Source organism: Kribbella sp. NPDC059898 (assembly GCF_042730855.1).
Taxonomy (GTDB): Bacteria; Actinomycetota; Actinomycetes; order Propionibacteriales; family Kribbellaceae; genus Kribbella.
Genome location: NZ_JBHWKR010000001.1, coordinates 322,397 through 347,700, shown reverse-complemented (window position 1 = coordinate 347,700; position 25,304 = coordinate 322,397). Strand labels below are relative to the sequence as shown.

The 25,304-nt window shown below is 69.4% G+C and carries 26 protein-coding genes; 10 read left to right on the top strand and 16 right to left on the bottom strand.

Annotation, left to right across the window (positions count from 1 at the left end; translation table 11 throughout):
* The first annotated feature begins 259 nt into the window (after positions 1-259).
* The 4 genes from ACFV9C_RS01750 to ACFV9C_RS01735 all read left to right on the top strand — a co-directional run bounded on the left by ACFV9C_RS01750 (position 260) and on the right by ACFV9C_RS01735 (position 4,100).
* A complete protein-coding gene (locus ACFV9C_RS01750; RefSeq protein WP_380190873.1) occupies positions 260-772 on the top strand; it encodes a protein jag in 513 nt (170 codons plus the stop codon).
* Positions 773-779: 7 nt separating this feature from the next.
* Entirely contained in the window at positions 780-1,451 is a 672-nt protein-coding gene (rsmG, locus tag ACFV9C_RS01745) for a 16S rRNA (guanine(527)-N(7))-methyltransferase RsmG (protein WP_380189953.1), read from the top strand.
* Positions 1,452-2,071: 620 nt separating this feature from the next.
* Positions 2,072-3,007 carry a ParA family protein gene (locus ACFV9C_RS01740; protein WP_380189951.1) on the top strand — a complete coding sequence of 312 codons (936 nt, stop codon included), beginning with the start codon at positions 2,072-2,074 and terminating at the stop codon, positions 3,005-3,007.
* A gap of 127 nt (positions 3,008-3,134) precedes the next feature.
* On the top strand, positions 3,135-4,100 hold the full coding sequence (locus ACFV9C_RS01735; RefSeq protein WP_380189949.1) for a ParB/RepB/Spo0J family partition protein: 966 nt from the start codon (positions 3,135-3,137) through the stop codon (positions 4,098-4,100).
* A gap of 161 nt (positions 4,101-4,261) precedes the next feature.
* Here the strand turns inward: ACFV9C_RS01735 and ACFV9C_RS01730 are convergent, their stop codons facing one another.
* The 5 genes from ACFV9C_RS01730 to ACFV9C_RS01710 form a co-directional block, all read right to left on the bottom strand.
* The gene (locus ACFV9C_RS01730; RefSeq protein ID WP_380189947.1) at positions 4,262-5,056 is read right to left on the bottom strand and encodes a class I SAM-dependent methyltransferase; all 795 of its coding nucleotides are present in this window, start codon (positions 5,054-5,056) and stop codon (positions 4,262-4,264) included.
* A gap of 42 nt (positions 5,057-5,098) precedes the next feature.
* The gene (locus ACFV9C_RS01725) at positions 5,099-5,446 is read right to left on the bottom strand and encodes a DUF3817 domain-containing protein (RefSeq protein ID WP_325035228.1); all 348 of its coding nucleotides are present in this window, start codon (positions 5,444-5,446) and stop codon (positions 5,099-5,101) included.
* Positions 5,443-6,306 carry an SURF1 family protein gene (locus tag ACFV9C_RS01720; protein WP_380189945.1) on the bottom strand — a complete coding sequence of 288 codons (864 nt, stop codon included), beginning with the start codon at positions 6,304-6,306 and terminating at the stop codon, positions 5,443-5,445. The genes ACFV9C_RS01725 and ACFV9C_RS01720 overlap by 4 nt, the downstream gene beginning before the upstream one ends.
* 6 nt (positions 6,307-6,312) lie before the next feature.
* Positions 6,313-7,260 carry a D-alanine--D-alanine ligase gene (locus ACFV9C_RS01715; RefSeq protein ID WP_380189943.1) on the bottom strand — a complete coding sequence of 316 codons (948 nt, stop codon included), beginning with the start codon at positions 7,258-7,260 and terminating at the stop codon, positions 6,313-6,315.
* Positions 7,261-7,393: 133 nt separating this feature from the next.
* Positions 7,394-8,704, bottom strand: a complete 1,311-nt coding sequence (locus tag ACFV9C_RS01710) for a PLP-dependent aminotransferase family protein (RefSeq protein ID WP_380189941.1) — start codon at positions 8,702-8,704, stop codon at positions 7,394-7,396.
* 179 nt (positions 8,705-8,883) lie between these two features.
* Between ACFV9C_RS01710 and ACFV9C_RS01705 the strand changes: the two genes are divergently transcribed.
* The 5 genes from ACFV9C_RS01705 (at position 8,884) to ACFV9C_RS01685 (ending at position 12,104) form a co-directional block, all read left to right on the top strand.
* Positions 8,884-9,081: a hypothetical protein gene (locus tag ACFV9C_RS01705; RefSeq protein ID WP_380189939.1), complete on the top strand. Its 198-nt coding sequence runs from the start codon at positions 8,884-8,886 to the stop codon at positions 9,079-9,081.
* 47 nt (positions 9,082-9,128) lie between these two features.
* On the top strand, positions 9,129-9,782 hold the full coding sequence (locus ACFV9C_RS01700) for a GNAT family N-acetyltransferase (RefSeq protein WP_380189937.1): 654 nt from the start codon (positions 9,129-9,131) through the stop codon (positions 9,780-9,782).
* Positions 9,783-9,785: 3 nt separating this feature from the next.
* A complete protein-coding gene (locus ACFV9C_RS01695; RefSeq protein ID WP_380189935.1) occupies positions 9,786-10,163 on the top strand; it encodes a DUF2784 domain-containing protein in 378 nt (125 codons plus the stop codon).
* Between the two features lie 104 nt (positions 10,164-10,267).
* Positions 10,268-11,389, top strand: a complete 1,122-nt coding sequence (locus ACFV9C_RS01690; protein WP_380189933.1) for an FAD-dependent monooxygenase — start codon at positions 10,268-10,270, stop codon at positions 11,387-11,389.
* 61 nt (positions 11,390-11,450) lie between these two features.
* Entirely contained in the window at positions 11,451-12,104 is a 654-nt protein-coding gene (locus ACFV9C_RS01685) for a permease prefix domain 1-containing protein (RefSeq protein ID WP_380189931.1), read from the top strand.
* On the opposite strand, the gene ACFV9C_RS01680 is transcribed toward ACFV9C_RS01685, so the two are convergent.
* Positions 12,084-12,410 (bottom strand): PadR family transcriptional regulator, encoded by a 327-nt coding sequence (locus ACFV9C_RS01680; protein WP_380189929.1) that lies wholly within the window; start codon positions 12,408-12,410, stop codon positions 12,084-12,086. The genes ACFV9C_RS01685 and ACFV9C_RS01680 overlap by 21 nt on opposite strands.
* Before the next feature lie 73 nt (positions 12,411-12,483).
* On the opposite strand from ACFV9C_RS01680, the gene ACFV9C_RS01675 reads away from it, so the two are divergent.
* The gene (locus tag ACFV9C_RS01675; protein WP_380189927.1) at positions 12,484-14,595 is read left to right on the top strand and encodes an MMPL family transporter; all 2,112 of its coding nucleotides are present in this window, start codon (positions 12,484-12,486) and stop codon (positions 14,593-14,595) included.
* A gap of 15 nt (positions 14,596-14,610) precedes the next feature.
* Here the strand turns inward: ACFV9C_RS01675 and ACFV9C_RS01670 are convergent, their stop codons facing one another.
* The 10 genes from ACFV9C_RS01670 to ACFV9C_RS01625 form a co-directional block, all read right to left on the bottom strand.
* Positions 14,611-15,042: a type II toxin-antitoxin system VapC family toxin gene (locus ACFV9C_RS01670; RefSeq protein ID WP_380189925.1), complete on the bottom strand. Its 432-nt coding sequence runs from the start codon at positions 15,040-15,042 to the stop codon at positions 14,611-14,613.
* The gene (locus ACFV9C_RS01665; protein WP_380189923.1) at positions 15,039-15,293 is read right to left on the bottom strand and encodes a type II toxin-antitoxin system Phd/YefM family antitoxin; all 255 of its coding nucleotides are present in this window, start codon (positions 15,291-15,293) and stop codon (positions 15,039-15,041) included. Before ACFV9C_RS01665 ends, ACFV9C_RS01670 begins: the two co-directional genes overlap by 4 nt.
* A 54-nt stretch (positions 15,294-15,347) precedes the next feature.
* The gene (locus ACFV9C_RS01660) at positions 15,348-16,472 is read right to left on the bottom strand and encodes an N-acetylmuramoyl-L-alanine amidase (protein ID WP_380189922.1); all 1,125 of its coding nucleotides are present in this window, start codon (positions 16,470-16,472) and stop codon (positions 15,348-15,350) included.
* Between the two features lie 33 nt (positions 16,473-16,505).
* Positions 16,506-16,835 carry a thioredoxin gene (trxA, locus tag ACFV9C_RS01655; RefSeq protein WP_380189920.1) on the bottom strand — a complete coding sequence of 110 codons (330 nt, stop codon included), beginning with the start codon at positions 16,833-16,835 and terminating at the stop codon, positions 16,506-16,508.
* Positions 16,836-16,870: 35 nt separating this feature from the next.
* Positions 16,871-17,854, bottom strand: a complete 984-nt coding sequence (gene trxB, locus ACFV9C_RS01650) for a thioredoxin-disulfide reductase (RefSeq protein ID WP_380189918.1) — start codon at positions 17,852-17,854, stop codon at positions 16,871-16,873.
* 109 nt (positions 17,855-17,963) lie between these two features.
* Positions 17,964-18,725, bottom strand: coding sequence for an anti-sigma factor family protein (locus tag ACFV9C_RS01645; protein ID WP_380189916.1), 762 nt, complete (start codon positions 18,723-18,725; stop codon positions 17,964-17,966).
* Between the two features lie 112 nt (positions 18,726-18,837).
* The gene (gene sigM, locus ACFV9C_RS01640) at positions 18,838-19,554 is read right to left on the bottom strand and encodes an RNA polymerase sigma factor SigM (protein WP_380189914.1); all 717 of its coding nucleotides are present in this window, start codon (positions 19,552-19,554) and stop codon (positions 18,838-18,840) included.
* Entirely contained in the window at positions 19,551-21,209 is a 1,659-nt protein-coding gene (locus tag ACFV9C_RS01635; RefSeq protein WP_380189912.1) for a protein kinase family protein, read from the bottom strand. The genes sigM and ACFV9C_RS01635 overlap by 4 nt, the downstream gene beginning before the upstream one ends.
* Before the next feature lie 103 nt (positions 21,210-21,312).
* The gene (gene murJ, locus ACFV9C_RS01630; protein ID WP_380189910.1) at positions 21,313-22,959 is read right to left on the bottom strand and encodes a murein biosynthesis integral membrane protein MurJ; all 1,647 of its coding nucleotides are present in this window, start codon (positions 22,957-22,959) and stop codon (positions 21,313-21,315) included.
* Entirely contained in the window at positions 22,952-25,249 is a 2,298-nt protein-coding gene (locus tag ACFV9C_RS01625) for a hypothetical protein (RefSeq protein ID WP_380189908.1), read from the bottom strand. Before ACFV9C_RS01625 ends, murJ begins: the two co-directional genes overlap by 8 nt.
* Between the last annotated feature and the right edge of the window lie 55 nt (positions 25,250-25,304).

The window sequence follows — 25,304 nt, the reverse complement described above, 5'->3', positions numbered from 1 at the left end:
GAGGTTCAGGACGCGACGCCGAAGCAGGACGCGCCCAAGAAGACTCAGGCCGGTGCTGCCAAGAAGCAGCCGGCCGCCAAGAAGGGGTCGGGAGCCAAGCGCCAGCCCGCGGCGAAGTCGGCCGCGCAGAAGAAGGCGGCGCAGAAGCGCTCCGGCGGGTCGCGCTGACCCAAAGCGCACCGCAGTCCCTTTCTTTGACGAACCCGGGTCCCCGTGGGGCGGATCTTGACACTGTGAAGGAGTGGCCGTGACCGACGGCATGCAGAACACCGAGACGGCGGACGAGTCCGCCGGCCCGAAGAGCTCCGCGTCGGAGCGCCTGAAGGCACTTGAGGCGGAGAGCGACATCGCGGCCGACTACCTCGAGGAACTTCTCGACATCGCCGATCTGGACGGCGACATCGACATGGACATCGACGGTGACCGGGCCGCGGTCTCGATCGTCGGCGCCGAGCTGAACAACCTGGTCGGCGAGAACGGCAAGGTCCTGGAGGCGCTCCAGGAGCTGACCCGGCTGGCCGTGTACCGGGAGACCGGCGAGCGCTCGCGGCTGATGCTGGACGTCTCGAACTACCGCGCCAACCGGAAGGCCGAGCTCGAAGAGGTCGGTCGCAAGGCGATCGAGGAGGCCAAGGCAACCGGTACGCCGGTACGCCTGGACCCGATGACGCCGTTCGAGCGCAAGGTTGTCCACGACGTCGTGGCGGCCGCCGGCCTCACGTCGGAGTCCGAGGGCGAGGAGCCCCGCCGCCGCGTGGTGGTCCAGCCGTGACGCTCGCATGACCGATCACGTTTCACGTGAAACACCGCCGCTCGTGGACAAGCTGTTCCCACGGGCGGCGGTCCGGCTTTCGGCGTACGCCGAGCTGCTGGCCACCGAAGGCACGCTGCGCGGACTGATCGGGCCACGGGAGGTGCCGCGACTCTGGGACCGGCACCTGTTGAACTGTGCGGTCGTCGAGCGGCTGATTCCGGAGGAATCCTCGGTCGCCGATGTCGGCACCGGCGCGGGACTGCCCGGGATCGTGCTCGCGATCGTGCGGCCGGATCTCCAGGTCGACCTGGTGGAGCCGCTGCTGCGGAGGACGACGTTCCTCCAGGAGGCCGTCGACGCGTTGGAGCTCGGTAACGCGCGAGTGGTCCGGGCGCGGGCCGAGGACTTGCCGCCGGCGTCGTACGACGTGGTCACCTCTCGGGCGGTCGCTCCGCTGGCCAAGCTGGCGCGCTGGTGTCTGCCGCTCTGCGTCGAGGGCGGACTCATGCTGGCGATGAAAGGGGCGTCCGCGGAGGAGGAACTGGACGGCTCAGAACGCGAATTGATGAAGCTTGGTGCAGAGGTTTGTCATATTCACCAACTCGGCGGCGATGAACTGGCCCTCCCCACGACTGTGGTGAGTATTGTGGCCGGACGTGCTGCAGGGGGATCCCGGCACGGACGACACGGGAGGTGAGCGGGTTGGTGAGTCGTGCCCTCGGATGGCCCGAGAAGAGCACCGGTGAGCCGAGGTCATCACAGGGCATCGGCTGGCCGACCGAGGCGGACCCCGCCGTTCGCGTGGTGACTCCGGAACCCGCACCCGACACCTCCCCGGCACCCGTGCCCCCGGTCACCACAGCACCGCCGGCGTCCACCGCGACAGCACCTGCGTCGACCGCGACAGCACCTGCGGCGGCTGTGACCGCACCCGCGGCGACGACGGCCACCGTGTCCTCGACGACAGTCTCGCCGCCGGCCGAGCGTCCGTCCGCGGTGCCTCCGATCGACACCTCGGGCCTGCAGGCGGCCGCGGCCGCCGGTCTTGGCGGACCAAGTGCGGATGACACCCCTGCTGTTTCACGTGAAACGCCGGAGATGCGAGATGATGGTTTCCGGTCCGAGTCGGCGCCACTGGTGGACGCCGAGACGGACCTTTCGGAATCTCCACCGCCTGTGGATGACCACCGCATGAAACTGCCCCCGCACACGGGAATTCGTCCACAGAAGCCTGTGGACGGAGCTGGGGGTAGACCCGCCCCGACCCCTACAGACATCCTCTTCGGGCCGAGTCCCGCACCTATTGGAATGGGCGCTATGACTGCCGCACAGATCGCCGCGCGGGCCACGACGGACGAGCTTCAGCGACGACTCCTCGAGACTCCGATCGCCGCCGCGACCGAACGGACCCTGCTGGTGAATGAAGGACGCACAATGGGCCGCGAATTCCCGCTGCCCGCCGAGACCCGAGTGTTCGTCGTCGCCAACCAGAAGGGCGGCGTCGGCAAGACCACCACGACGGTGAACGTCGCGGCCGGCCTCGCGCTGTACGGCGCGAAGATCCTCGTCATCGACCTCGACCCGCAGGGCAACGCGTCGACGGCGCTCGGCATCGAGCACGCCGAAGGTACGCCGGGCGTGTACGAGGCGATCATCGAGGGCGAGCCGCTGAGCAAGCTGATCCAGCCCTGCGCCGAACATCCCGGCATCCAGGTCATCCCGGCGACGATCGACCTGGCCGGTGCCGAGATCGAGCTCGTCAGCCTGGTCGCCCGGGAGAGCCGCCTGAAGACCGTGCTCGAGGCCTACCTGGCCGAGACCGAGGCCGCGGGGGAGAAGTACGACTACGTCTTCATCGACTGCCCGCCGTCGCTCGGTCTGCTGACGGTGAACGCGCTGACTGCCGCGCGCGAGGTGCTGGTCCCGATCCAGAGCGAGTACTACGCACTCGAGGGCCTGTCTCAGCTGCTCCGGCACATCGACATGGTGAAGTCGCACCTGAACCCCGGGCTCGACGTCTCGACGATCCTGCTGACCATGTACGACGCCCGGACGAAGCTCGCCGGCGAGGTCGCGGCCGAAGTACGAGGCCACTTCAAGGACGCCGTACTGCGGACCGCCGTGCCGCGCTCGGTGCGGATCTCGGAGGCTCCGAGCCACGGGCAGACCGTGCTCGCGTACGACCCGGCCTCGGCCGGCGCGCTGTCGTACCTGGAGGCGTCGCGCGAGATCGCCATGCGGAACAACGCCTGAAAACCTTGCGTTGTGTGGCAGCGTTTCACGTGAAACGAGACACGGGGGCCCGAGTACGCACAGCGGCACCCGTTCGGCGTTGTGATAGGTCCAGCACCAGCTCAGGATTCGAACTCGAGGGAGCGCGATGAACACCCGACTCGGACGCGGACTTGGTGCGCTGATCCCCAGCTCGCCGGCCTCTGGCACCACGACGCTCGGCAGCAAGTCGAACTCGATCCCGGGCGCACCCCCGGTGGCGAGGCCGACCGCGCCTGAGGGACCGGAGCTCGCCGCTGTCCCCGGCGCGTCGTTCGCCGAGATCGACGTCGAGAAGATCACGCCGAACCCGAAGCAGCCGCGATCGGTCTTCGACGAAGACGCGATGGACGAACTGGTCCACTCGGTGAAGGAGATCGGCCTCCTGCAGCCGATCGTCGTTCGGAAGCTCGAGGACGACAAGTTCGAGCTGGTGATGGGCGAGCGCCGCTGGCGCGCCACCCAGGCCGCCGGGCTGACCACGATCCCCGCGATCGTCCGGGAGACGTCCGACGACGCCATGCTGCGGGACGCGCTGCTCGAGAACCTGCACCGGAGTCAGCTGAACCCGCTGGAAGAGGCGGCGGCGTACCAGCAGATGCTCGACGACTTCGGGTGTACGCAGGAAGTCCTGGCGACGAGGATCGGCCGGTCGCGGCCGCAGATCTCGAACACGCTGCGGCTGCTGAAGCTGCCGGCCTCGGTCCAGCGGCGCGTTGCCGCCGGCGTACTGTCGGCCGGTCACGCGCGGGCGCTGCTCGGGCTGCCGAGTGGCGACGCGATCGAGCGGCTCGCGCAGCGGATCGTCGCCGAGGGGCTGTCGGTGCGGACGGTCGAGGAGATCGTGGCGCTCGGCGACATGAACGCAGACGACACCGCGGCACCGCGGCGACGCAACAAGCCGGTCGCGCCGCGACTGGTCGATCTCGCCGACCGGCTGTCGGATCGGTTCGAGACCCGGGTGAAGGTGGACCTCGGGAAGACCAAGGGCAAGATCACCGTCGAGTTCGCGTCGCTGGACGATCTGGAGCGGATCGTCACGCTGATGGATCCGAACAAGCAGAACGAGTCCTGACAAGCCGACACGCCGGAGAAAACACCGAAATCCTCCGGCGAGTTGGCGAGGAATCACAGGGATGTAAGTCGGCCGAGGCGGCTTAGGATCGCGCCCAGTGAGGTAGTTCGAAGTACGAAACACCGCTCAATCTCGGCAAGGTGATTTGTCGACAAAGTCATCTACGGACTTCCGGGCGATGTTCCACGTGAAACATCGCGCGTCGCCAGGATCAGGTAGGTGGCGGGCAGGGCGGAAGCTGTCGGACCGAGACCGGGGTAGCTATCCGGATCCGGGGCCTCCGAGAACCTGGCGAGGGTGAGGCCGGCCTTCAGGAGAGCGGTGATGACATCGCTCGGTGGCCAGATGAACGCCTGGAAGGTCGGCGCGTCCGGATTGTCGCGCGCGCCGGTCGGCCGCTTCGAATTCTCGACGGCGGCCAGTGGAGTGGTCCGGCCGAAGTAGTCGGCGGTGACCTCGAGCTGGTTGGGTCCGCGAACCGCCAGCGTCTCCCAGACAGGATGATGCTCGGCGATCAGGACCGAGCCGCCGGGAGTGAGCCGGGCGGCGATCGAGGTGGCGAAGACGTCAAGGTCCGGGAGCCAGCAGATGGCGCCCCAGCTCAGGTAGATCAGATCGAAGCCAGTCAGCGACTCGGGCAGCGCGAGCATGTCGGCGCGGACGAAGTCGGCCGCGATTCCGGTGGCCGTCGACTTCTCGATCGCCATCGCCAGTGCGACCTCGGAGATGTCGACGCCGGTGACCGAGGCGCCGAGCTGCGCCCAGGACAGGACTTCGTCGCCGCAGGAGCAGGCGAGGTGCAGGACGCGGCGGCCACGAACATCGCCCGCCGCGACGAGCTCCTCCTCGGTGAGGGTGGAGCCACCCGCGACGAAGAACGACGCGGGCTCGCCGGGGCGGGCGTGGTGGATCTGGTTCCAGCTGGCGCGATTCGACGCGGTGATGTCGTGCAGCATGCGGGTGACGCTAGAGGTGCGCGCCGCAGCAGCACAACGGGATTAGCGACCGAGGAGCTCGTGCGACGTCTTGCGCTCGGCGTAGAACGACAGGAACGGGATCGTGCCCGCCAGCGCCATCAGGACGAGCCGCGGGAACGACCAGCGCACCCGGCGGAACAGGTCGAACGTCAGCAGTAGGTACACGACGTACAGGAAGCCGTGCAGCGGGCCGATGACGTTCATGGCGCCCGGGTTGTCGCCGAAGTACTTCAGCGGCATCGCCAGGAACACCAGCAGGAGCAGCATCACGCCCACCACGTACGCGATCACGCGGTACCGGGTCAGTGCGCCGCGGACGGCCGGAGTGATCGGCTTCGCGGAGGTGGCGGGGTCGGCAGAGGAAGTCACGCTGAAACGGTACCGCTTGGCTCCACAGCCACTTCGGCCCGGTCAGCCTCAACGCCGCCGGCGCCCGCGGGCCCGTCGGCCAGGCCGTCGTCGTCGGAGTCTCCGGAGTCGTCGGAGTCTTCGGGGGAGCGATGCGCGTCCAGCACCATCCGTCCCCACATCCACAGCGTGAACGCCGCGAAGATCCACCACTGGAACGCATACGCCACGTTCCGAAGACCCGCGTGATCGGTCGGCGGCGGGGGTGGTACGACCGCGGCCGGCGCAGGCGACGTACCGGCCGCGGAGGTCTGTACGACGAACGCGTCGTACACCCGGTACTTCACCATGTGCACGATCGTCGGGATCCGCAGCGACGACAGCACCCGCCCCTTCGCGGCATCGTCCGACGAGTCCTCCGCCTCCGAGGCGACGACCGCGCCGGTCAGCGACACCGGCCCGTTCAACGCCTTCCCCGCCGGATCCGTCACCGACGCGACCCAGCCGCGGACGACCATGACCGCATCCGTGTCGGACAACTTGAGCGGCGACACCACCCAGAACCCCTGGCGCCCGTCCTGCAGCCGATCAGCGACGAACACCTGATCGGCCGTCGGCCCCCAGGTGCCGGAGATCGTCACCTGCCGCCCGACCGCCTTGGCGGGAAGACCCTCGTCGATCGAGAACAAGGACCGCAACGGAACCGGCGGCGCAGCGGCGCGCTCGGCCGTTGCTGTGGCGGTCTTCGACTTGTAGACGCCGAGCTGCCAGACCCCCATCGCGGTCATCACGGCAGCAATCGCCAGTGCGAGAGCGAGCAGCCCAAGCCAGCGTGGCTGAACAGCAGTCCGCCAGATCGGTCGGGGCGCAGCGTCAGACATGAGGCGTCAGCGGGCGGCAGCAGTAGCGAGCAGGTCGCGGCAGAGCACACCGAGCTCGATCCCGGCGGCTTCCGCGGCGAGCGGGACGAGCGACGTCTCCGTCATCCCAGGCGCCACATTGACCTCCAGGAACCACGGAACGCCCGCTGCGTCGACGACCAGGTCGGTCCGCGACAAGTCCCGCAGCCCCAGCGCCTGATGCGCCTGAACGGCCGCTGCGGCGCACGCGCCGGCCGCCTCGGGCTCGAGCCGGGCGGGTACGACGAACTGCGTCGCGCCGGCCGTGTACCGCGCCTCGTAGTCGTAGAACCCCGAGTCCGGGCGGATCTCGACAGCCGGCAGTGCGCGCGGCCCGTCGCCCGTGTCGACGACAGTCACCGCCACCTCGGTGCCGTCGACGTACTGCTCGATCAGCGCGACCGGACCGTACGCGTAGCAGTTCACCATCGCGGCGGGCAGTTCGTCCGCCGACCGCACGATCGACGCACCGAGCGCCGAACCACCGCGGGCCGGCTTCACCACGAGCGGCAGCCCGATCTGAGCGACCACGGCCTCCATCAGCGCGGCGGCGCCCAGTTCGCGGAACGTGTCGTGCCCGAGCACGACGGATGCCGGCGTGTGCAGCCCCGCGTTGCCGACGACCGTCGACGCGACCGGCTTGTCGAACGCCGTACGGCACGCAGCCGCGTCGGCACCGACGTACGGGACGCCGTACAGGTCGAGGACCTGGCGGAGTGCGCCGTCCTCGCCGGTGACGCCGTGCAGGACGGGGAAGACCGCGTCCGGTGGATCCTCGCGCAATCGATCGACGAGGGAGGCATCGACGTCCCGCTGCTCGACCTCGACGCCGACGCTGCGCAGAGCGTCCGCCACGCGGCGGCCGGAGCGCAGCGAGACGTCCCGCTCGTGCGACAGACCGCCGGCCAGAACCAGCACTCGACCCAGATCACTCATCACAAATATCCCGATCACTCGTGGGCGTCTCCGGCGCCGTCGCCGGCCCCGAGGCCCACTGGAACGGTACCCCTACCGCAGCATGGACCCCCGGCCACCCGTTGGTCCCTTGCGCAACCTTTGCGGAGGGTACCTAGGTCAGCTCCGGGCCCGGAGCGTCGTAGTCGCGGCCGGCGCCCGGGGGGAGCGGGCCGAAGGTCTGCCGGAGCTCGAGCTCCTCGTTGATCACCGCGGCCAGTCTGCCGACGCCCTCGGTGATCCGCTCCGGCGTCGGATGACAGTACGACAACCGCATGCACTGGGAGCCGAAACCGTCGGCGAAGAAGGCGGTTCCGGGCACGTACGCGACCCGCGCCGTGACCGCCCGCGGCAGCATCGCCTTCGCGTCCAGCCCCTCCGGCAGGGTCAGCCAGACGTAGAAGCCGCCCCGCGGCCGCGTCCAGGTCGTTGCCGCCGGCATCTTCTCGGTCAACGCCGCGAGCATCGCGTCCCGGCGCTCGCGGTACATCTCACGGAACTGCTTCACCTGCCCCATCCAGTCGTGCCGGATCAGGTACGACGAGATCGCGAGCTGGCTGAACGTCGGCGGGCACAGGGTCGCGGACTCCTGCGCCAGCACGAGCTTCTCCCGGACCGCGTGCGGCGCGACCGCCCACCCGACCCGGAACCCGGGCGCGAACGTCTTCGAGAACGAGCCGAGGTAGATGACGCCTTCGCGATCCGCGGCCCGCAACGCCTTCTGCGGCTCGCCCTCGAACCCGAGTAGCCCGTACGGGTTGTCCTCCAGCACGAGCACCGAGGCCTGCTGGCAGATCTCCAGCACCCGCGCGCGCCGCTCGTCGGACAGCGAGACACCGGCCGGGTTGTGGAAGTTCGGGATCGTGTAGAAGAACTTGATCCGCTTGCCGGCCGCCCGTACCGCCGCGATCGCCTGCTCGAGGGCCTCCGGTACGACGCCGTCGTCGTCCATCGCGACGTGCACGACCTCGCACTGGTACGCGCGGAAGACGCCGAGCGCGCCGACGTACGACGGCGCCTCGCAGATCACCACGTCGCCCGGGTCGCAGAACACCCGGGTCACCAGGTCGACGGCCTGCTGGCTGCCGACCGTGACCACGACGTCGTCGGGGTGCGCCTCGATGCCCTCGAGCCGCATGATGTCGCAGATCTGATCCCGCAGCGTCGGGTCGCCCTGACCGGAGCCGTACTGCATCGCGACGGCGCCGTTGTCGATCACCAGGTCGCGGACCGCGCCGCCGACCACGTCCAGCGGCAGGCCGGCGATGTTCGGCATTCCGCCGGCCAGTGAGACCACCTCGGGCCGGCTGGCGACCGAGAACAGCGCGCGGATCTCCGATGCGGTCATGCCCTTCGTCCGGGCCGCGTACGCCTCGACGTAGTTGTCGAGACGGGTCTGCCGGACATCGGGCACGTCAGCACTCACGAGGGCACTCCAACGGTGATCGAGGGGGAAGTCACCAGGTTACGTCGAGACACCGCAGTCGGGGCTGGGGATCGGCGTGACCTCTCACTACCATGCCTTATAGGGGCAGGTTCGACCATGCCGGAATCTGGCTGTTGAGACAGCCGGACAGTCCGGTGCGGCCTGAGAGGTGGAACGGAATGAGTGTGGGCAAGACAGCCGGGTGGACGTTCGCGGGCCTGTTGCTGGGTGTGTTGGCAGGGTTCGCCGCGGAGCTGTTCCGGCGGCAACCGGTCAAGGTGCAGCAGCGGTACGTCGCCCCGCAGGCGACGCGTACTCCGGATGTGCGGCCGCCGGCCGTCGTCCCGCGACCGGTGACCGAGCCGGCCACCCGATGACACGTCGTGACGAACCTAACAGCCCGTATCGCTGATCGGATCCGCTGATGGCCCGCCGGCTCGAACCCCTGACCCTCGACAACCTCGACGGGTTACCGGTGCCGTGCCGGGAGTGCGTGTTCTGGGAGCTCGACCCGGTCGCCGCGCGGCACGCGATCCGGAACGGCGACACCGCGCTCGAGAAGGAGGCGTGGCTGTCGCAGTTGCTGCTGGACTGGGGGACCGCTGGGATCGTGCTGTACGTCGACGACGAGCCGGCCGGGTTCGCCGTGTACGCGCCGGCGAAGTACCTGCCCCGGATCCAGGCGTTCCCGACCGCACCGGTCAGCCCGGACGCCGTCGTACTGGCGACCGGGCGGATCCTGCCGCGGTACCTGGGGCTCGGGCTCGGGAAGATCCTGGTGCAGGCGATCGCGAAGGACGTCATGAAGCGCGGGTTCCGGGCCGTCGAGGCGTTCGGCGACTCGCGCTGGGACGGGCCGAGCTGCGTGTGGCCGACCGAGTTCCTGCGGGCGGTCGGGTTCGGGGTGGTGCGGGAGCATCCACGCACTCCGCGGCTACGGCTGGATCTGCGCTCCACGATCACCTGGCGCAGTGAGATGGAGGCGGCGGTCGAGCGGCTGATGGGCGCGATCCGGCCGGAGCAGTCGCCGTCCGCACCGGTGACCGTCCGGGATGCGCTGCGGTCCGGTCCGGAGTAGACCGTGGTGTGGCGTGCGCTGGCCGACCTGGTCGCGGTCGTGCACGGCGTTCTGCTGCTGTTCTTCCTCGTCGGCGGCTTCCTCGCCTGGCGGTGGCCGCGGGTGATCTGGTTCCACCTCGCCATCGTCGTCTGGAACGTCGTCATCACGCTGGTGAGCTTCACCTGCCCGGTGACCTGGACCGAGCAGTACTTCCGGAGCCGCGCCGGCGAACCCCGCTACCGAGGCGGCTTCATCCGCCACTACTTCGAAGGCCGCCTCTGGCCGGCGGGCGATACTCCCATCGTCACGTGGGTCGGCTTCGCCATTGTCGTGATCGCGTACGTCGGCTTCTTCGTCGTACTGCGTCGGCGGCGGAAGGCGCGAGCCTTTCGACCCTGATCGACAGGCGGGCCTTGGGGCAGGGGTTGTGCTTTGCTCGCCCGCATGGACAAGGGGCGGGTTCTGGTCGTCGGCGCGAGTATCGCCGGTCCGGCGTTGGCGTGGTGGCTGACCAAGTACGGGTACGGGTGACGGTCGTCGAACGAGCACCCGAGCTGCGGGCGGGCGGGTACAAGATCGACATCCGTGGCGCCGCGATCGACGTGGTCGAACGGATGGGGCTGAAGGACCGCCTCGAAGGGCTCGAGACCGACATGCGGTTCATGTCGTTCGTGAACGGCGCCGGCAAGCGGATGGTCGACGTACCGGCGGACCTGTTCATGGGCCGCGGCGAGGCCGACCTCGAGGTGATGCGGGGTGACCTCAGCCGGATCCTGTACGACGAGACCCGGGGCAGCGTGGAGTACCTGTTCGGCGAGATCGTCACAGGGATGGACGCGGACACCGGCGAGGTCACGTTCGGGCAGGCCGCGCCCCGCTCGTTCGACCTGGTGTTCGGCGCCGACGGGCTGCACTCCGCCGTCCGCGAACTGGCCCTCGGTGGCGACGCGCTCGACGATCTCGGGCACCTGGTCTCGATCGGCACGGTGCCGAACCACCTGGAGCTGGACCGCTGGGAGCTCATCTACTCGGTGCCCGGCCGGACCGTGAACCTCTATAGCACCGCGGGCAGCGCCGACGCCAAGGTGCTGTTCCTTACCGCGACACCGGACGGCGGGTTCGACCGGCACGACCGCCCCGGGCAGTTGCAGATCCTCGAGGACAGATTCCGCGGCGCGGGCTGGGACACGGATCGCTTGCTCGACGGCATCGCTCAGGCCGACGACTTCTACTTCGACACAGTCAGCCAGGTTCGGCTCGAGCGGTACAGCCGGGGACGCGTCGCGCTGCTCGGCGACGCGGCGTACTGCCCGTCGTTCGCCTCGGGGCAGGGGACCAGCCTCGCGCTCGTCGGTGCGTACGTGCTGGCGGGCGAGCTGTCCCGGTCCGAGCCGGCTGTCGCGTTCACCCAGTACGAACGGCTGATGCGGCCGTACGTCGAGCAGAACCTGAAGCTCGGGCGGGACAACCTTGGCCGGATGGTGTCGAAGAGCAAGCTGCAGAGCTGGTTCGGGGCGCAGATGCTCCGCGTGCTGCCGCGGATGCCGGGCAAGGACGCGATGATCGCGAAGGTGACGAAACCGATCCACGACGCGGCCCGCGCGATCGAACTACCGCAGCATTGATCAGGGGTGACTCAGTGGGACCCCGGACGTGAGTTGGGCGGGGTCTCCCCATACTGGAGGGGTGTCCAGAACCAGTACGCCGGTCGACGACTACCTGGCGGCGTTGCGCCGGGAGCTGCGTGGGCCGCGGCGGCGGAAGGCGGATCTGCTGGCGGAGGCTCGTGACCATCTGACCGATGCGACCGAGGCGTTCGAGGCGGACGGGCACGAGCGGAACGACGCGGAGCGGGCGGCGGTCGCCGACTTCGGCGAACTGCCGGACGTGGTGCCGGGGTACCGCGCTGAGCTGGCGATCAGCCAGAGCCGGCGGACGGCGATGATGCTCCTGTTCGCGCTGATGATCCAGCCGATCGTGTGGCAGAGCGGAGTCTGGATCTGGACGCAGGGGCCGGAGTCGCCGAGCGCCCTCAACGCCGTGCTGCAGACGGTCGTCCGCGCGATCGGCAGCGTGGTGATCGGCGGCGCGGTGCTCGCCGTACTGGCGACCGGGATCGGTGTCCGCTACGCCGTCGTGCGGGAACACCTGAGCCGGGTGACCGCGCTCTTCGCGCTGGCCGGATCCGCGCTGGTCGCCGGGATCGGCGTACTGATGGCAGCGACCAGCAACCACGCGCCGGGCGTGCCGGCGTTCGGCGTGGTCGGGACGTTCGTCGTGCTGCCGCTCGCGTTCGTCAGCGTGCAGGCCGCACGCGGTCTACGCCTGGCTCGGGCGTAGCACCCCTTCCACCACGGCCCGGAACGTCAGCCAGTCCTGCTTGCCGGACGCGAGCATCTTCTCGCCCGAGCTGGTGAGCTGGTACGTACGCCGCTTCCGCCCGCTGACCGTGCTCCACTCGCTGGCCAGGTAGCCCGCCCGCTCCAGGCGCCGCAGCGCCGGGTAGAGCGTGCCGGTCGGCAGGTCGAGCTCGCCGCCGCTGCGCTCGAGCAGCGCCTCCATGATCGCGTAGCCGTGCAGCGGTTCGGCCTCGACGACCGCCAGGATCATCGGGTCCAGGTGTCCACGCAACGCATCCGCCTTCATGTAGCCAGTCTACTCATATGCCTGCTAGTGTCGAGAGGCAACATGTAGCCAATCTACTTATCAAGGATTCCCGATGACCGTGAACACCCCGATCCGGCAAGCGACCCGACCCGGCTTGCTGCACCGGGTGTCGGGCTGGGCGATGCGGCACGCCGGCCTGGCGCTCGTGCTGTGGGTCGTCGTCCTGGCCGCCGTCACCGGCGCGGCGACGGCGGTCGGCGCCAACTACCGGAGTGACACCTCGCTCCCCGGCACCGACTCCCAGCGAGTGGCCGACATCTTCGCGGCGCACCAGCCGAAGGGCGACACCGCGTCCGTGCAGATCGTCGTCCGCGCCGACGGCGGTCTGGACGCGGAGAAGTCCCGCGTCGCGTCGATGCTCGCCGCGGTCCGGGTGCTCCCGCACGTCTCCGCGGTCGCCGACCCGTTCGGTGGACAGAGCGATTTGTCGACAGATCGACGTACGGCGTACGCGACCGTGAGCCTCGACGCGGCCGCCGCGGACATGCCGGTGGACGGCGTACGGACGATCATCCATCGGGCGCAGGACTTCGCCCGGCCGGGGTTCCAGGTGGAGGTCGGGGGAGACCTCGCGCGGAGCGCGTCCGACAGTTCGGGCGGCGCCGCCGAGGGGGCCGGAATCCTTGCCGCACTGGTGATCCTGGTGTTCCTGTTCGGATCGTTGCTTGCGGCAACACTTCCGCTGCTGACCGCGGTGTTCGCCGTCGGCAGCACGGTCGGCCTGCTGATGCTGGCGTCGCATCTGTTCAAGGTGCCGGAGTACACGACACCGGTGATGATGCTCGTCGGGCTCGGTGTCGGCATCGACTACGCGCTGCTGATCTTCTCCCGGTATCGGCACGAGCTGTTGAAGGGCGAGGGCGATCCGAAGGTCGTTGCCCTGGACACCGCGGGGCGGTCGGTGATGTTCGCCGGTTGCACGGTGGTGATCGCGCTGCTCGGCCTGCTGGCGTTGGGACTGGGTTCGCTGCAGGGGATCGCGCTCGGCGTGACGATGACCGTCCTGATGACGATGCTCGCGGCGGTGACCTTGCTGCCGTCGTTGCTGACCCTGTTCGGGAAGCGGATCGAGCGGAGTGTGCGGAAGCATGCCGCGAAGCAGCCGCGTACGCCGGGCGACGGCTGGCGGAAGCTGGCTGGGGCTGTACAGCGTGGGCCGTGGGTGCCGTTGCTGCTCGGTGTCGTCGCACTGGCGGCGTTGTCGTTGCCGGCGTTGGGGATGCGGCTCGGGTTCGCGGATGCCGGGACCGATGATCCGGTGAAGACCAGCCGGAAGGCGTACGACCTGCTGGCGGAAGGATTCGGGCCGGGGTTCAACGGTCCGCTCGTCGTCGTGTCGGAGGACGGGGACGCGCAACTGCTGGGGCAGACGCTCGCGAAGGATCCCGACATCGCCGCGGTGACTCCGCCGCAGCGGACACCGGACGGGAAGATCACGACCGTATTGGCGTTCCCGAAGTCGGCGCCGCAGGACGCCGCGACGAGCGATCTCGTCCAGCGGCTGCGGAAGGACACGTTGCCGACGCTGGAAGGGGCGTACCTGGTCGGCGGGTCGACGGCGGCCGCGGACGACTTCGCCGCGGCGGTGAGCAAGCGGCTGCCGATCTTCGTCCTCGTGGTGGTTGGGTTGTCGGCGGTGCTGCTGATGGCGGTGTTCCGTTCGGTGCTGATCCCGCTGAAGGCCGCCGTACTCAACCTCCTCAGCATCGGTGCCTCGCTCGGCGTGATCACGTTGGTGTTCCAGCGCGGCTGGTTCGGCGCGCAGGCCGGGCCGATCGAGGCGTTCGTCCCGGTGATGATCTTCGCGATCGTGTTCGGGTTGTCGATGGACTACGAGGTCTTCCTGGTGTCCCGCATCCACGAGGAATGGCGGCGTTCCAAGGACGCGACGGCCGCCGTCCGGGAAGGGCTCGCGACCACCGGGAGTGTGATCACCGCGGCGGCCGCGATCATGATCGTGGTGTTCGGCGCCTTCCTGCTCAGCCCGGACCGGATGCTGAAACAGTTCGGACTAGGCCTCGCCACCGCGGTACTCCTCGACGCACTGCTGATCCGCTGCATCATCGTGCCCGCCGTACTGCGATTGCTCGGCGAACGGGCGTGGCGCCTGCCGCGCGGCCTGGACCGCATCCTGCCGAGAATCAAACTCGAGGATCACTCGTGATGGTCACGAGACAGGTCATTCGGACGTGTTCGTGTCGAAGGTCGCCAGTCCCAACGACTTCCACGCATCGAGCAGACGCTTATCGCCGGACGCAACGACGAGATCGGCGTCCTCCAGTTGCTCGGCGGAAGCACAGTGGACGGCGTCGTACCCACGCAGCGCCAAGAGATTCGCGAGTTCGGCCGCACGCCGAACCAAGGCCTCGTTCACCTCGGTGACCTCGAGTTGCGGCCACAACTCTTCCAGCAGCCGTTGGCATGACGAATACGCACGGTCGTCCAGGCGCCCCATGCGATGGGCCTGTGCGAGCGCGGCGGCGGTCTCCACGTACAGCAGTCGGCTCGAGACCACGGCGTCGGCATCGTCCCAGAATCGGCGACAGGCTGGACTGCTGGGCTCACTGACCAGCAGCGGCACGAACGCCGACGTATCGAGATAGCCGATCACCGGCGCTGCTCGTCGATGAGCTCGCCGACCGGGCCTTCGGCACGAATCGGATCGGGCGCAGGCTGCTTCTTCTGGCGGGCGGGCTGAACACGCCCCTCGGAGCGAAGCTGCTCCAGCCGTGTCGGTCGTCCGACAGGCACGATGCGAGCCACTGGTTGCCCGTGGTCGGTGACTGTCACCGTGTGACCGGAACGGACCTCGGCCAGGTGACGGCTCAGGTTGTCGCGTAGTTCCCGAACGCCGACCTCCACGTTACCCACCCTCCTGTGGCTACATTCCCTGATGGAATTATAGCCACAAAGGACCTACACGGTCAGTTGGCCGAGGCGGAGCATGCCGGTGGCGGCGTCTTGGTCCGGGGGGAGGTAGACGCGCTGGATCGCGACCACGATCGACTCCGCGATCACGTCCCGGAACGCCGGGTCCGCGAGCCGGGCCGAGTCGTGCGGATTCGTCACGTACCCGATCTCCAGCCGGACCGCCGGCATCTTCGTACGGCGCAGCAGGTCCCAGGTCTTGGCGTGCGTACGGCAGTCCAGCAGATCCGTCCGGGCGACGATCTCGCGCTGCACCAGACCGGCGAACTGCTCCCCGACGCTCGACGAGGCGCCGTGCAGGTCGTTGCCGTAGTAGTACGTCGCGACGCCCTGCGCGTCCGGGTTCATCGAACCGTCGGTGTGCAGCGAGACGCACAGGTTCGCGTCCGTCTCATTCGCGAACGCGGCCCGCGCGAGCTCGTCCGGCCCCTGGTCGCGGCCCCGCGAGAGATACGCCCGTACGCCGGTGGCGCCGAGCCGGCCCTCGATCCGGGAGGCCAGGTCGTACGCGATGTCCGACTCGCGCAGCCCGTACCCCTCCCAGCCGTAGTCGAAGCCGCCGTGCCCCGCGTCGATCACGACCGTCTTGCCGGACAGCCGCGGGCCGGCCGCACGCACGGCCTCTCGCGCCCGCAGCGCGTCCGGCCGACCGCCGGTGGCCATCGGGCGGATCCGCTGCAGCGCCTTGAACGTCGACGGCCCGCAGGTCCCGTCCGCCGGGAGCCCCATGTTCCGCTGGAACTCGGTCACGGCACGCTGCGTGTCGGCGCCGAAGATCCCGTCGATCCGGGCGACCGCGAACCCGAGCTCCTGCAGCTTCGCCTGCAGGCTCAGCACGTCGTCACCGCTCAGCGGATGCGTCGGGACGAACGTCAGCAGCCGGTCGCCCAGCCGCCAGCGGGCGTCGTCGATCGCACGGTACGTCTGCGGGCCGACGATCCCGTCGATCATCAGCCCGCGTTGCTGCTGGAACCCCCGGACAGCGTGTGCGGTCGCCTCGTCGTAGACGTCGTGACCGCCGGTCAGCAGCCCCAGTCTCTGCAGCTTGCCGACGATCTCCGCGACCGCCTCACCGCGGTCGCCGATCCGGTACACGCCGTGCGGGGATTCCATCAGGTAAAGCTCCTTGCCGGTGTGGCGGGTAACTCAGGCCGTGAAGTCCGCGAGCTCCTTCAGCAGCGCTGCCTTCGGCTTGGCGCCGACGATGGACTTCGCCAGCTCACCGTTCACGTAGACGTTGATAGTAGGGATACCGGTGACCTTGTAATTGCTCGGGGTGACCGGGTTCTGGTCGACGTCCATCTTCAGGAACGTGATCTTGTCGCCGTAGTCCTGGTTCAGCTCCTCCAGGATCGGGGACACCTGGCGGCACGGGCCACACCACTCGGCCCAGAAGTCCACCAGAACCGGCTTGTCGCTCTTCAGCACGGTCTGGTCGAACTCGGCGTCGGTGACGGCGTTCATCTTCTCGCCCACGGGCGTAACTCCTTCAGGTGATTGTGTGTGGAGGTTCAGACGGAGACGGGCTCGGTGGCGGCCGCGGCGTGCTCCGCGTCCTCCAGGGTGGCGAGGAAGCGCTCCGCGTCCAGCGCGGCCGCACAGCCGGTGCCGGCGGCGGTGATCGCCTGCCGGTAGGTGTGGTCCACCAGGTCGCCGGCAGCGAACACGCCGCGCAGGTTGGTCTCGGTGCTGTCCGGCTTGACCAGCACGTACCCCTCCTCGTCCAGGTCGACCTGGCCCTTGACCAGCTCCGAGCGCGGGTCGTGGCCGATCGCGATGAACAGGCCGGTGGCCGGCAGTTCGCGGGTCTCGCCGGTGACGGTGTCCTTCAGCGTCAGGTGGCTGAGCTTGTCCTCACCGTGGATCTTGTCGACGGCGGAGTTCCACTGGAACTCGAGCTTGTCGTTGGCGAACGCCCGGTCGGCCATGATCTTCGAGGCGCGCAGCTCGTCGCGGCGGTGCACCAGGTGCACCTTCTTCGCGAACTTGGTCAGGAAGGTGGCCTCCTCGACGGCGGAGTCGCCGCCGCCGACGACCGCGATCTCCTGGTCCCGGAAGAAGAAGCCGTCACAGGTCGCACACCAGGACACGCCGTGCCCGGACATCCGGTCCTCGTCGGCCAGACCGAGCTTGCGGTAGCCGGAGCCCATCGCCAGGATGACGGCCTTCGCGCGGTGCTCGGTACCGGCCGAGTCGGTGACCACCTTGATGTCGCCGGTCAGGTCGACCTTGATCACGTCGTCCGGCACCAGCTCGGCGCCGAACCGCTCGGCCTGGGTGCGCATCTCGTCCATCAGCGCCGGGCCCATGATGCCCTGTGAGAAGCCGGGGAAGTTCTCCACCTCGGTGGTGTTCATCAGCGCGCCGCCGGCGGTGACGGAGCCCTCGAACACCAACGGTTCCAGCGCCGCACGGGCGGCGTACACGGCGGCGGTGTACCCGGCCGGGCCGGAGCCGACGATGATGACGTTGCGGACTGCGGTGGACTCGCTCATGCAGGCGTTCCTCGGTGTCGTCGAGACAGTGACGTCGTACTCAACGGATCCTAGAGGCCGACCATTCCCACCGTACCCACCGACAGCCTGCTCTACCGCATCGGCTGATTCAGCGGTTGCTGAGTGTCACCGTGGTGTCGTAGATCGACGTGCCGACGCCGCCCGGGGAGCTACATCCGGTGACCGCGAAGATCTGGATCTGGCTCACCGTCGCGCCCTGCAGCCCGATGATCGTGGCCCGCTTGCCGTCCACCTTGGCGGGCTGCACGAGCCGGACGTTCGAGTTCGAGCGGCCGGCCGCGAACGCCCGGGCGCAGGCCTGCTCGTCGGTCGAGCCGTGCAGGATCGCGTTCGGGGTGTGGTCCAGCCAGCGCTTGGTGGCCGAGCTGATGTCCTTGCTGGCGATCGTCACGGTGTCGGCCGGCGGCGTGTTGGCGTCGGTGGCGGCGGCGCCCTCGTTCGCCTGGTCCTTGGTGGCGAACACGACCCCGACGCCGAGCGCCGCGATCAGCACCACACCGGCGGCGGCACCGAGCAGCTTCGGCAGGTGCCGGCGCGGCTCCTCGCGGAGCTGGGCCAGCGAGTGCACCCCGACCGTGGACGCGCGCAGCACCGACTCGGACACGATCACCGCGTCCAGGTGCTCGGCGACGTCGGCCGGGATCGGGATGTCGCTGCGGCCCTCCTCGGCGAGGTCCTCGGTCAGTTGCAGCAGGGCGTCGTACGTCTGCTGGCAGTCCGGGCATGCCTTCACATGCTCACGGGCGCTGTGTGCCTCGGGGGCAGGCAGCAGGTTCTCGATCAGGTCGGCGATCGTGTCCGTGTCCAGGTGCTCGAGGTGCTCACTGGTCGGCAGACCGGGATCGGTCATCGGGGGCTCGCCTCCTCACGGGAGGTGCGCGGCGTGTTCATAAGAGGACTCCGGTAGGCGTCAGGCGTGCGGTCGCCAGAGGCAGGCGACTTCGCTTCGACGGCATACCCACTCATTCGGTTCCCACTGCTTCCGCGGCGGACTCTTTTCTGGAAGTTTGCCAGTGCCGCAGCAACGGCAGCAGCTTGGCGCGGCCGCGCGCGCAGCGGGACTTGACCGTGCCGGGCGCGCAGTCCAGGATCGCGGCCGCCTCCTCGATCGAGTACCCCTCCATGTCGACCAGGACCAGCGCCGCGCGCTGGTCCTCGTTGATCTGCTTCAGTGCGTTCAGTACGTCGAGCCGGCGCTCGCGGACCTCCGCCGGGTCGTCCTCGGTCGGGCCGGCCAGCTCGGCCGCGCGGTCCTCGTCCTCGGGCAGCGGGTCCGCCGCCCGCACCTGGCGCCGGCGGATTCGGTCCAGACAGGCGTTCACCACGATCCGGTGCAGCCAGGTGGTCACCTTCGCGTCGCCGCGGAACGAGTCCGCCCGGCGGAACGCCGAGATGAACGCCTCCTGGAGCGCGTCGGCGGCCTCCTCGGGCTCGCCGAGGGTACGGATCGCGACCGCCCACATCCGGTCCCGGTGCCGCTTGACCAGGAACCCGAACGAGTCCGGGTTGCCGGCGACGTGCATCCGGAGCAGCTCGTGGTCGTCCAGCTCGTCCAAACCGGCCGGTCCACTCGGCCGGGCAGGCTGCGCGCCACCCTGGGCGACCGGGTCCTCCGTGCCGATGCGCGGAACCTCCGGACGACGGGGCGGCGGATTGCCCGAGTCGACATGCGCGGTCATTTCTGGATCGTGACCTCCGAGATGGTGCCCTGGTAACCGTCCGACACCTTCGGCAGCTTGGTCAGCCAGACCAGTACGTACCGTGTCTCGGTCGGCGCCGAGGGGGTCAGGGTCACCGTACCTTCGGGCTGGTCCGCCTTGGTCGCGACGGCCGTCCAGCCGCTGATCGCGGTCGGCGACGTACTGGTGTCGCCCTTCGGGACCATCAGCTGGATGCTGGTGTCGTTACCCTGCAGGGCGACCGCGACCTTCGACACCGGGGTCTTGGTGCCGAGGTCGTAGATGATGCCGACGCCGGTCTTCAGGCCGCCGAGGTTCGGGTTGCCCTTGTACGACTGCGTCTTCCAGGTCGTGCTCGGGTCGCCGTCGTACGTGTTCGGGACGTCCTTGTGGTGCTCCTCGCCGTTGCCGGGCGGCGGGTCGAAGTCCTGGGCGCCGGCGATCGTCGCCTTCCCGCCGGTGGTCGACGGGGTGGTGCTGGTCTGCGGCGGCGCGCTGGTCGTGGTGCCGCCCGAGCCGCCCTTGGTGTTGCTGTTGTCCTTGTTCATCGCGCCCTTGAGCAGGAACTGCGCGAGCAGGATCACCGACAGCAGCGCGAGGATCGCGAGCAGGATCAGGATCCGGCCGCCCCACGAGCCCTTCTGCTTCTGCTTCGGCTCGTCCCGGCGGCGGCCGTTCCCGTTCGACGGCGCGGGCTGCCGGCGGACCGGCCGCGTGTCGGTGGACGGTTCGTACGCCGGTTGCGGCGGGCGGTACCCGTTCGGCTCGGCGGTGTACGTCGGGTCGAGCGCCGGCGGCGGGGCCTGCGGCACCACCTGGGTGGCGTCGTCGACGCTGCCGTTCTGGCTGGCGACCTGGACGGTCTCGTCCATCTGGTTCGGCGGCTCGTGCGAGCTGCCGACGACGCCGGACAGCGCAGCGGACAGGCCGGCCGCGCTCGTGATCGGCGGCGCGTGGTGCCGCGGCGGGTCGCCGAGCAGCCGGTCGCTGATGTCGTCCAGCGAGCGCGGTACGCCGGCGCGCACCTGGCGCGGGCTCAGCAGCCGGCCGTGCTCGACCGGGGCCGGCTGGAGGCCCCAGGCGGGCGCCGGGCCGGGCCAGCGGCCGGTGAGCGACGCGAAGAGCAGTTGGCCGAGCGAGTGCACGTCCTCCTCGGGCGACCCCGCGCCGGACGACCGCAGCGCCGCCTCGGTGGCGACGCCGACGACCTTGATCGCGCCGGCGTCCGTGACCACCACGGTCGCCGGGCTGATCGCGCCGTGCGCGTAGCCGGTGCGGTGCAGGTTCTCGAGCGCCTCGGACACCTCGCGGGCCAGCCAGCCCGCCTGCTGCCCGGTGAGCGGGCCGCTGCCGAGCATCCGCTCCAGGCTCCGGCCGCCGGCCCATTCGCGGACGCAGTACGTCACGCCGTCGTGCATGTCGCAGTCGAGCACCCGGAGGAACCGCGGGTCGTTCGCCGCTGCGGCCCGGCGCGCGGCGTCGAAGAGCAGGTTGGTCCGCGGGTCGCCGACCGGCAGTACGTCGACCACGACGGCGCGGCTGAGGACCTCGTCGACGGCGCGCCACACCCGCGCACCGTCGATCTCCGCAAGCAACTCGGCGATCCGGTACCGCCCGGCCAGCAAGGCACCAGGACTCACGGTCTGGTTCGACACGGTGTCTCTCGCCCTCCTAGAAGCGCCAGCGGCCTGATCGCAGGCCCCATGTTAGTGCCCCACTGACCCGACAGGTGGTGCACTAATGCACAAGCGGTTCGGATCACCGCCCGATCGGCAGCTTCGATGTGACCATGGACACCACATCGTTCACCTCATGGATACGGAGTACCCGCGACACGGCGGCGTACACCGGCAGCATCACGATCGCCGCCACCGCGAGCTCGAGGATCGCACCGAGCGGCCCGGACCAGTCGATCGCCAGGCTCAGCACCCACAGCACGATCTTGCCCGCACCGGCGCCGGCCACCGCGGCGATCACCATCGCGAGCAGCGGCAACCCGATCCCGGCGCCCGGCACCCGCGGCACCTTCCGCCGCAGGACCGGCCGGGACAGCAGTACGGCGACCAGGTACGCGAGCGCGTACGCCGCGCCGAGCACCACGCCGCTGAACCGCAGGTGGTCCTCGTCGAGCAGCACCCGGACCCCGATCACCGCGGCTGCGATGTTCGTCGCCGCGATCACGCACTGCAGGAAGAACGGCGTCCGGGTGTCCTCGAAGGCGTAGAACGTGCGCAGCTGGAAGTACTGGATGGTGAACGGGACGATGCCGAGCGCGAGCGTCATCAGCGTGTACGACATCAGCGTCAGGTTGTTCTTACCGGAACCGTAGCCGGCGATCAGCGTGACGATCGGATAGGCGAACGCGATCATCGCGGCCGCCGCCGGGACCACGATCGCCAGCGTCTGCCGGATCGAGCGCGCCGACATCCGGCCCACCTCGGCGGTGTCGCCGTCGGCGGCCAGCGCGGACATCTGCGGCAGCGCCGCCGTGGCGAGCGACACCGTGACGATGCCGTGCGGCACCAGGATGATCAGCATCGCGGTGCTGTACGCGAACAGGCCGGCCTTCGCACCCGGGTCGTCCGAGGCGCTACCGGCGATCGCGAGCTGGGTGACGACCACCAGGGTCACCTGGTTCACGGCGACGAACAGCACCGTCCACAGGCCGAGCCGGGCGGTGTGGCCCAGCCCGGTCCCGCGGAGGCCGAACTTGACCCGGTACCGGTGCCCGCTGGCCCGCAGGTACGGCAGCAGCACGAGCAGCTGGACGGCGATCCCGACCGTGTGCCCGAGCCCGAGCAGCAGTTCCTCGCCGTGGCTGTACGTCGGGGGCGTGTCGCCGACCCGGTAGATGAACAGGAAGACCACGATCGAGGCACAGGCGACGATGTTGTTCGCGATCGGCGCCCACATCATCGGGCCGAACCGGCGGCGCGCGTTCAGCACCTGGCCGACCAGGACGAACGCGCCGTAGAAGAAGATCTGCGGCAGACAGAGCCGGACGAACATCACCATCGACGCCCGCTCGGCCGCCCGGGACGGTTCGTGCAGCTCCTTCGGCAGGTACAGCTCCGCGATCGCCGGCGCCAGCAGCACGCAGCCGACCGTGACGACCGCGAGTACGACGAAGCCGAAGGTCAGCACCCGGTTGGTGAAGTCCTGGCCGCCGTCGTCGTGGTTCTTGATCGCGCGCACCAGTTGCGGGACCAGCACGGTGTTGAACACGCCGCCGGCCAGCAGGATGTACAGACTGTTCGGGATCGTGTTCGCGGCGGTGAAGATGTCGCCGCGCAGCGCGGTGCCGATGGCGGCCGCGAGCAAGGCGATCCGGATGAATCCGAGCAGGCGGGACAGCACCGTTCCGGCTGCCATCACCGCCGCGGATCGCAGGGTGCGGTCAGCCATCCTTCGAACCGACTCCTTCTTTCAAGGACGCTCCCGGGGCCTGCTCGGGAGCGCCGTTCGCCGCATGGCGGCCGTGGGCGGGATCAGGGGTTTCGTCGCCGGTGCCGCCGGGTTCCTCGGACTCGGCCGGCTCGGTGCTCGTGGTGACCGCGGCCGGGTTGCGGCGCTCGATCCGGATCCGGCGGTAGATCCGGACGAACGACGTACCGAACAGCAGTGCGCACGCGGCGCCGACGAAGATCCATCCGACGCTGCCGTACTGGCTGGCCTGGATCAGTATCTGCTGCGGCTTGCCGACGGGCTCGCCGGCCGCGTTGGTCACCTGCGCGTTGGCCTGGATGAGCCCGTTCTGCTCGGCGCTCGCGTTGATCCGCGGGGTCCACTTCTGGCCCGGGCCGAGGACGACGGCCTGCGGGGTCTTGATCTTCAGGTCGGTGCGGTTCACCGGCGTGACGACGATGCCGACCCGGACCGACCAGTCGGTCTCGTTGGCGATCGTCAGCGGGAACGTCCCCTTGCTGCCGGCCAGGTTGACCTTGATCTCCTTGCGCTGCCCGCTGTCCACCTTGGCGTTGATCAGGTGCACCTTGCCGAGCTGCTGGCTCGCGGAGCCGCGCTCGATCGAGGTGAAGTACCGCGCCTCCTCCGGGTGCCCGGTCCAGCTCGCCGAGGTGGACCGCAGCAGCGCCTGCGTCATCACCTCCGGCAACTGGCTCCCGTCGACGAGCAGGCTCTGCATCGTCGCGGTCGCGGTGTCGAGCTGCGAGACGGCCTGCAGCTGGGACTCGGACAGTACGCCGTTGGTCCGCGGCGCGGCCGGCGCCCTGATCGCCAGCGGCCTCGGGTTGGCCGCCACGACCGTGCCGAGGTCCGCGGACTTGATCCAGCGAAGCGACAGGCTGCCCGCGAGCGCCGCGGTGGCGGTGCCGTTCGGGTCCCAGCCGCGCGGCGGGAGCGCAACCACAGAAGCGGTGTTCGTACCGGCGGCCGCGATCAGCGCGGTCACGGCCGCGAACCGCTGCCGTACCTGGAGCGGGTTGTCGGCGGTCTCCGGGTCGGGACCGCCCTCGGTCAGCGCGGAGTCCGCGATCACGGTCCGGACGGTGTGGTCGGGGCTTTCCGGCGTGAGGACGTTGTACACCGGGGTGCTGGTGAGGACCGGGCGGGTGCGTGCGGACCAGGAGGAGCTGTTGACCAGGTTCAGGTCGTCCGAGGTGGCGCCGGTGAAGCCACCCGACGCCGCGCCCAGGTACCGGCTCGCGGCCGCGCCACCCTCGAGCCAGAGCCCGTTCGTGAAGGTGCGGGTCAGCTCGCCGCCGGAGTGCTCGGTCTTGGTCCGGGCCTGCCCGACGAGGTCCTTCAACGGGGCGCCCGAGTCCAGCAGCCCGGCGACGTCCGGGTCGCCGTACGGGAGCAGGACGACCTCGTTGCCCTTCGAGGTCGACGCCTCGAACTCCTTCAGCCATGCGACCGCGGTGGCCTGACCGGTACCGGGGGTGGTCTGGCCGTTCTGGCCGAGGATCACATACCCCTTGGCCATCTGCTTGACCTCGTCGAGCGTCGCCGGGTCCGCCAGCCAGGTCACCTTGTGCTGCCTGCCCACGGCCAGCAGCCGGCCGAGCGAACCGGTCGGGGCGAGGGCCTTGGCGAGTGACTCGTTCGCGAAGTTGCGACCGCCGAGCTGGGTCGGGCGGAAGCGCAGCGGTACGACGAGGGCCGTGTTGACGACCCGCTTCAACGGCTGCTTGCCGATCACCGGCATCAGTAGCCGCGCCCGGCCGGCCATCACCCGGCCGCCGTCCGGCGTCTCGCCGCGGAACGTCACGCCGACGACGTACACGCCGGTGTCGTTGTCGATCCGCCATTCCTTCCACGGCACCGTCAGCGAGAAGTTCACCGTCTGCTTCGGCGCCAGCGGCTGCTCGAACGGCTGGAAGGTCTGGCTGTCGTTGGTCAGGTTGCTGCAGCTGTCCCGCTTGTCCATCGGGATGTTCTGCTCGGTCGGGATCGCCTCCAGCGCGGACGTGCTGGACAGCCGGGTGCGATCGATACAGGCGAGCGCCTGCGGGGCGTCGAAGGTGACCGAACTGGTGTTCGTCACCCGGCCCTTGATCACGACCTGGTCACCGGGCTTCGGCGCGACCGGGCCGAACGTGTCGATCGTGACCTGAACGGACGGGTCGTCCTCGACCGGATGCGCATCGGCCGGAGCACTGAGAGTCGCTGCCGAAGCAGCAACCAGCAGGCAGGCACCCAGCACCGCTGGGAGCCTCAGTCGCCGTCTGAACACGCCGTCACCGTAACCTAGTTCCCCGTGTCACCTTTTGCCGACCAGTCAGCCTCCG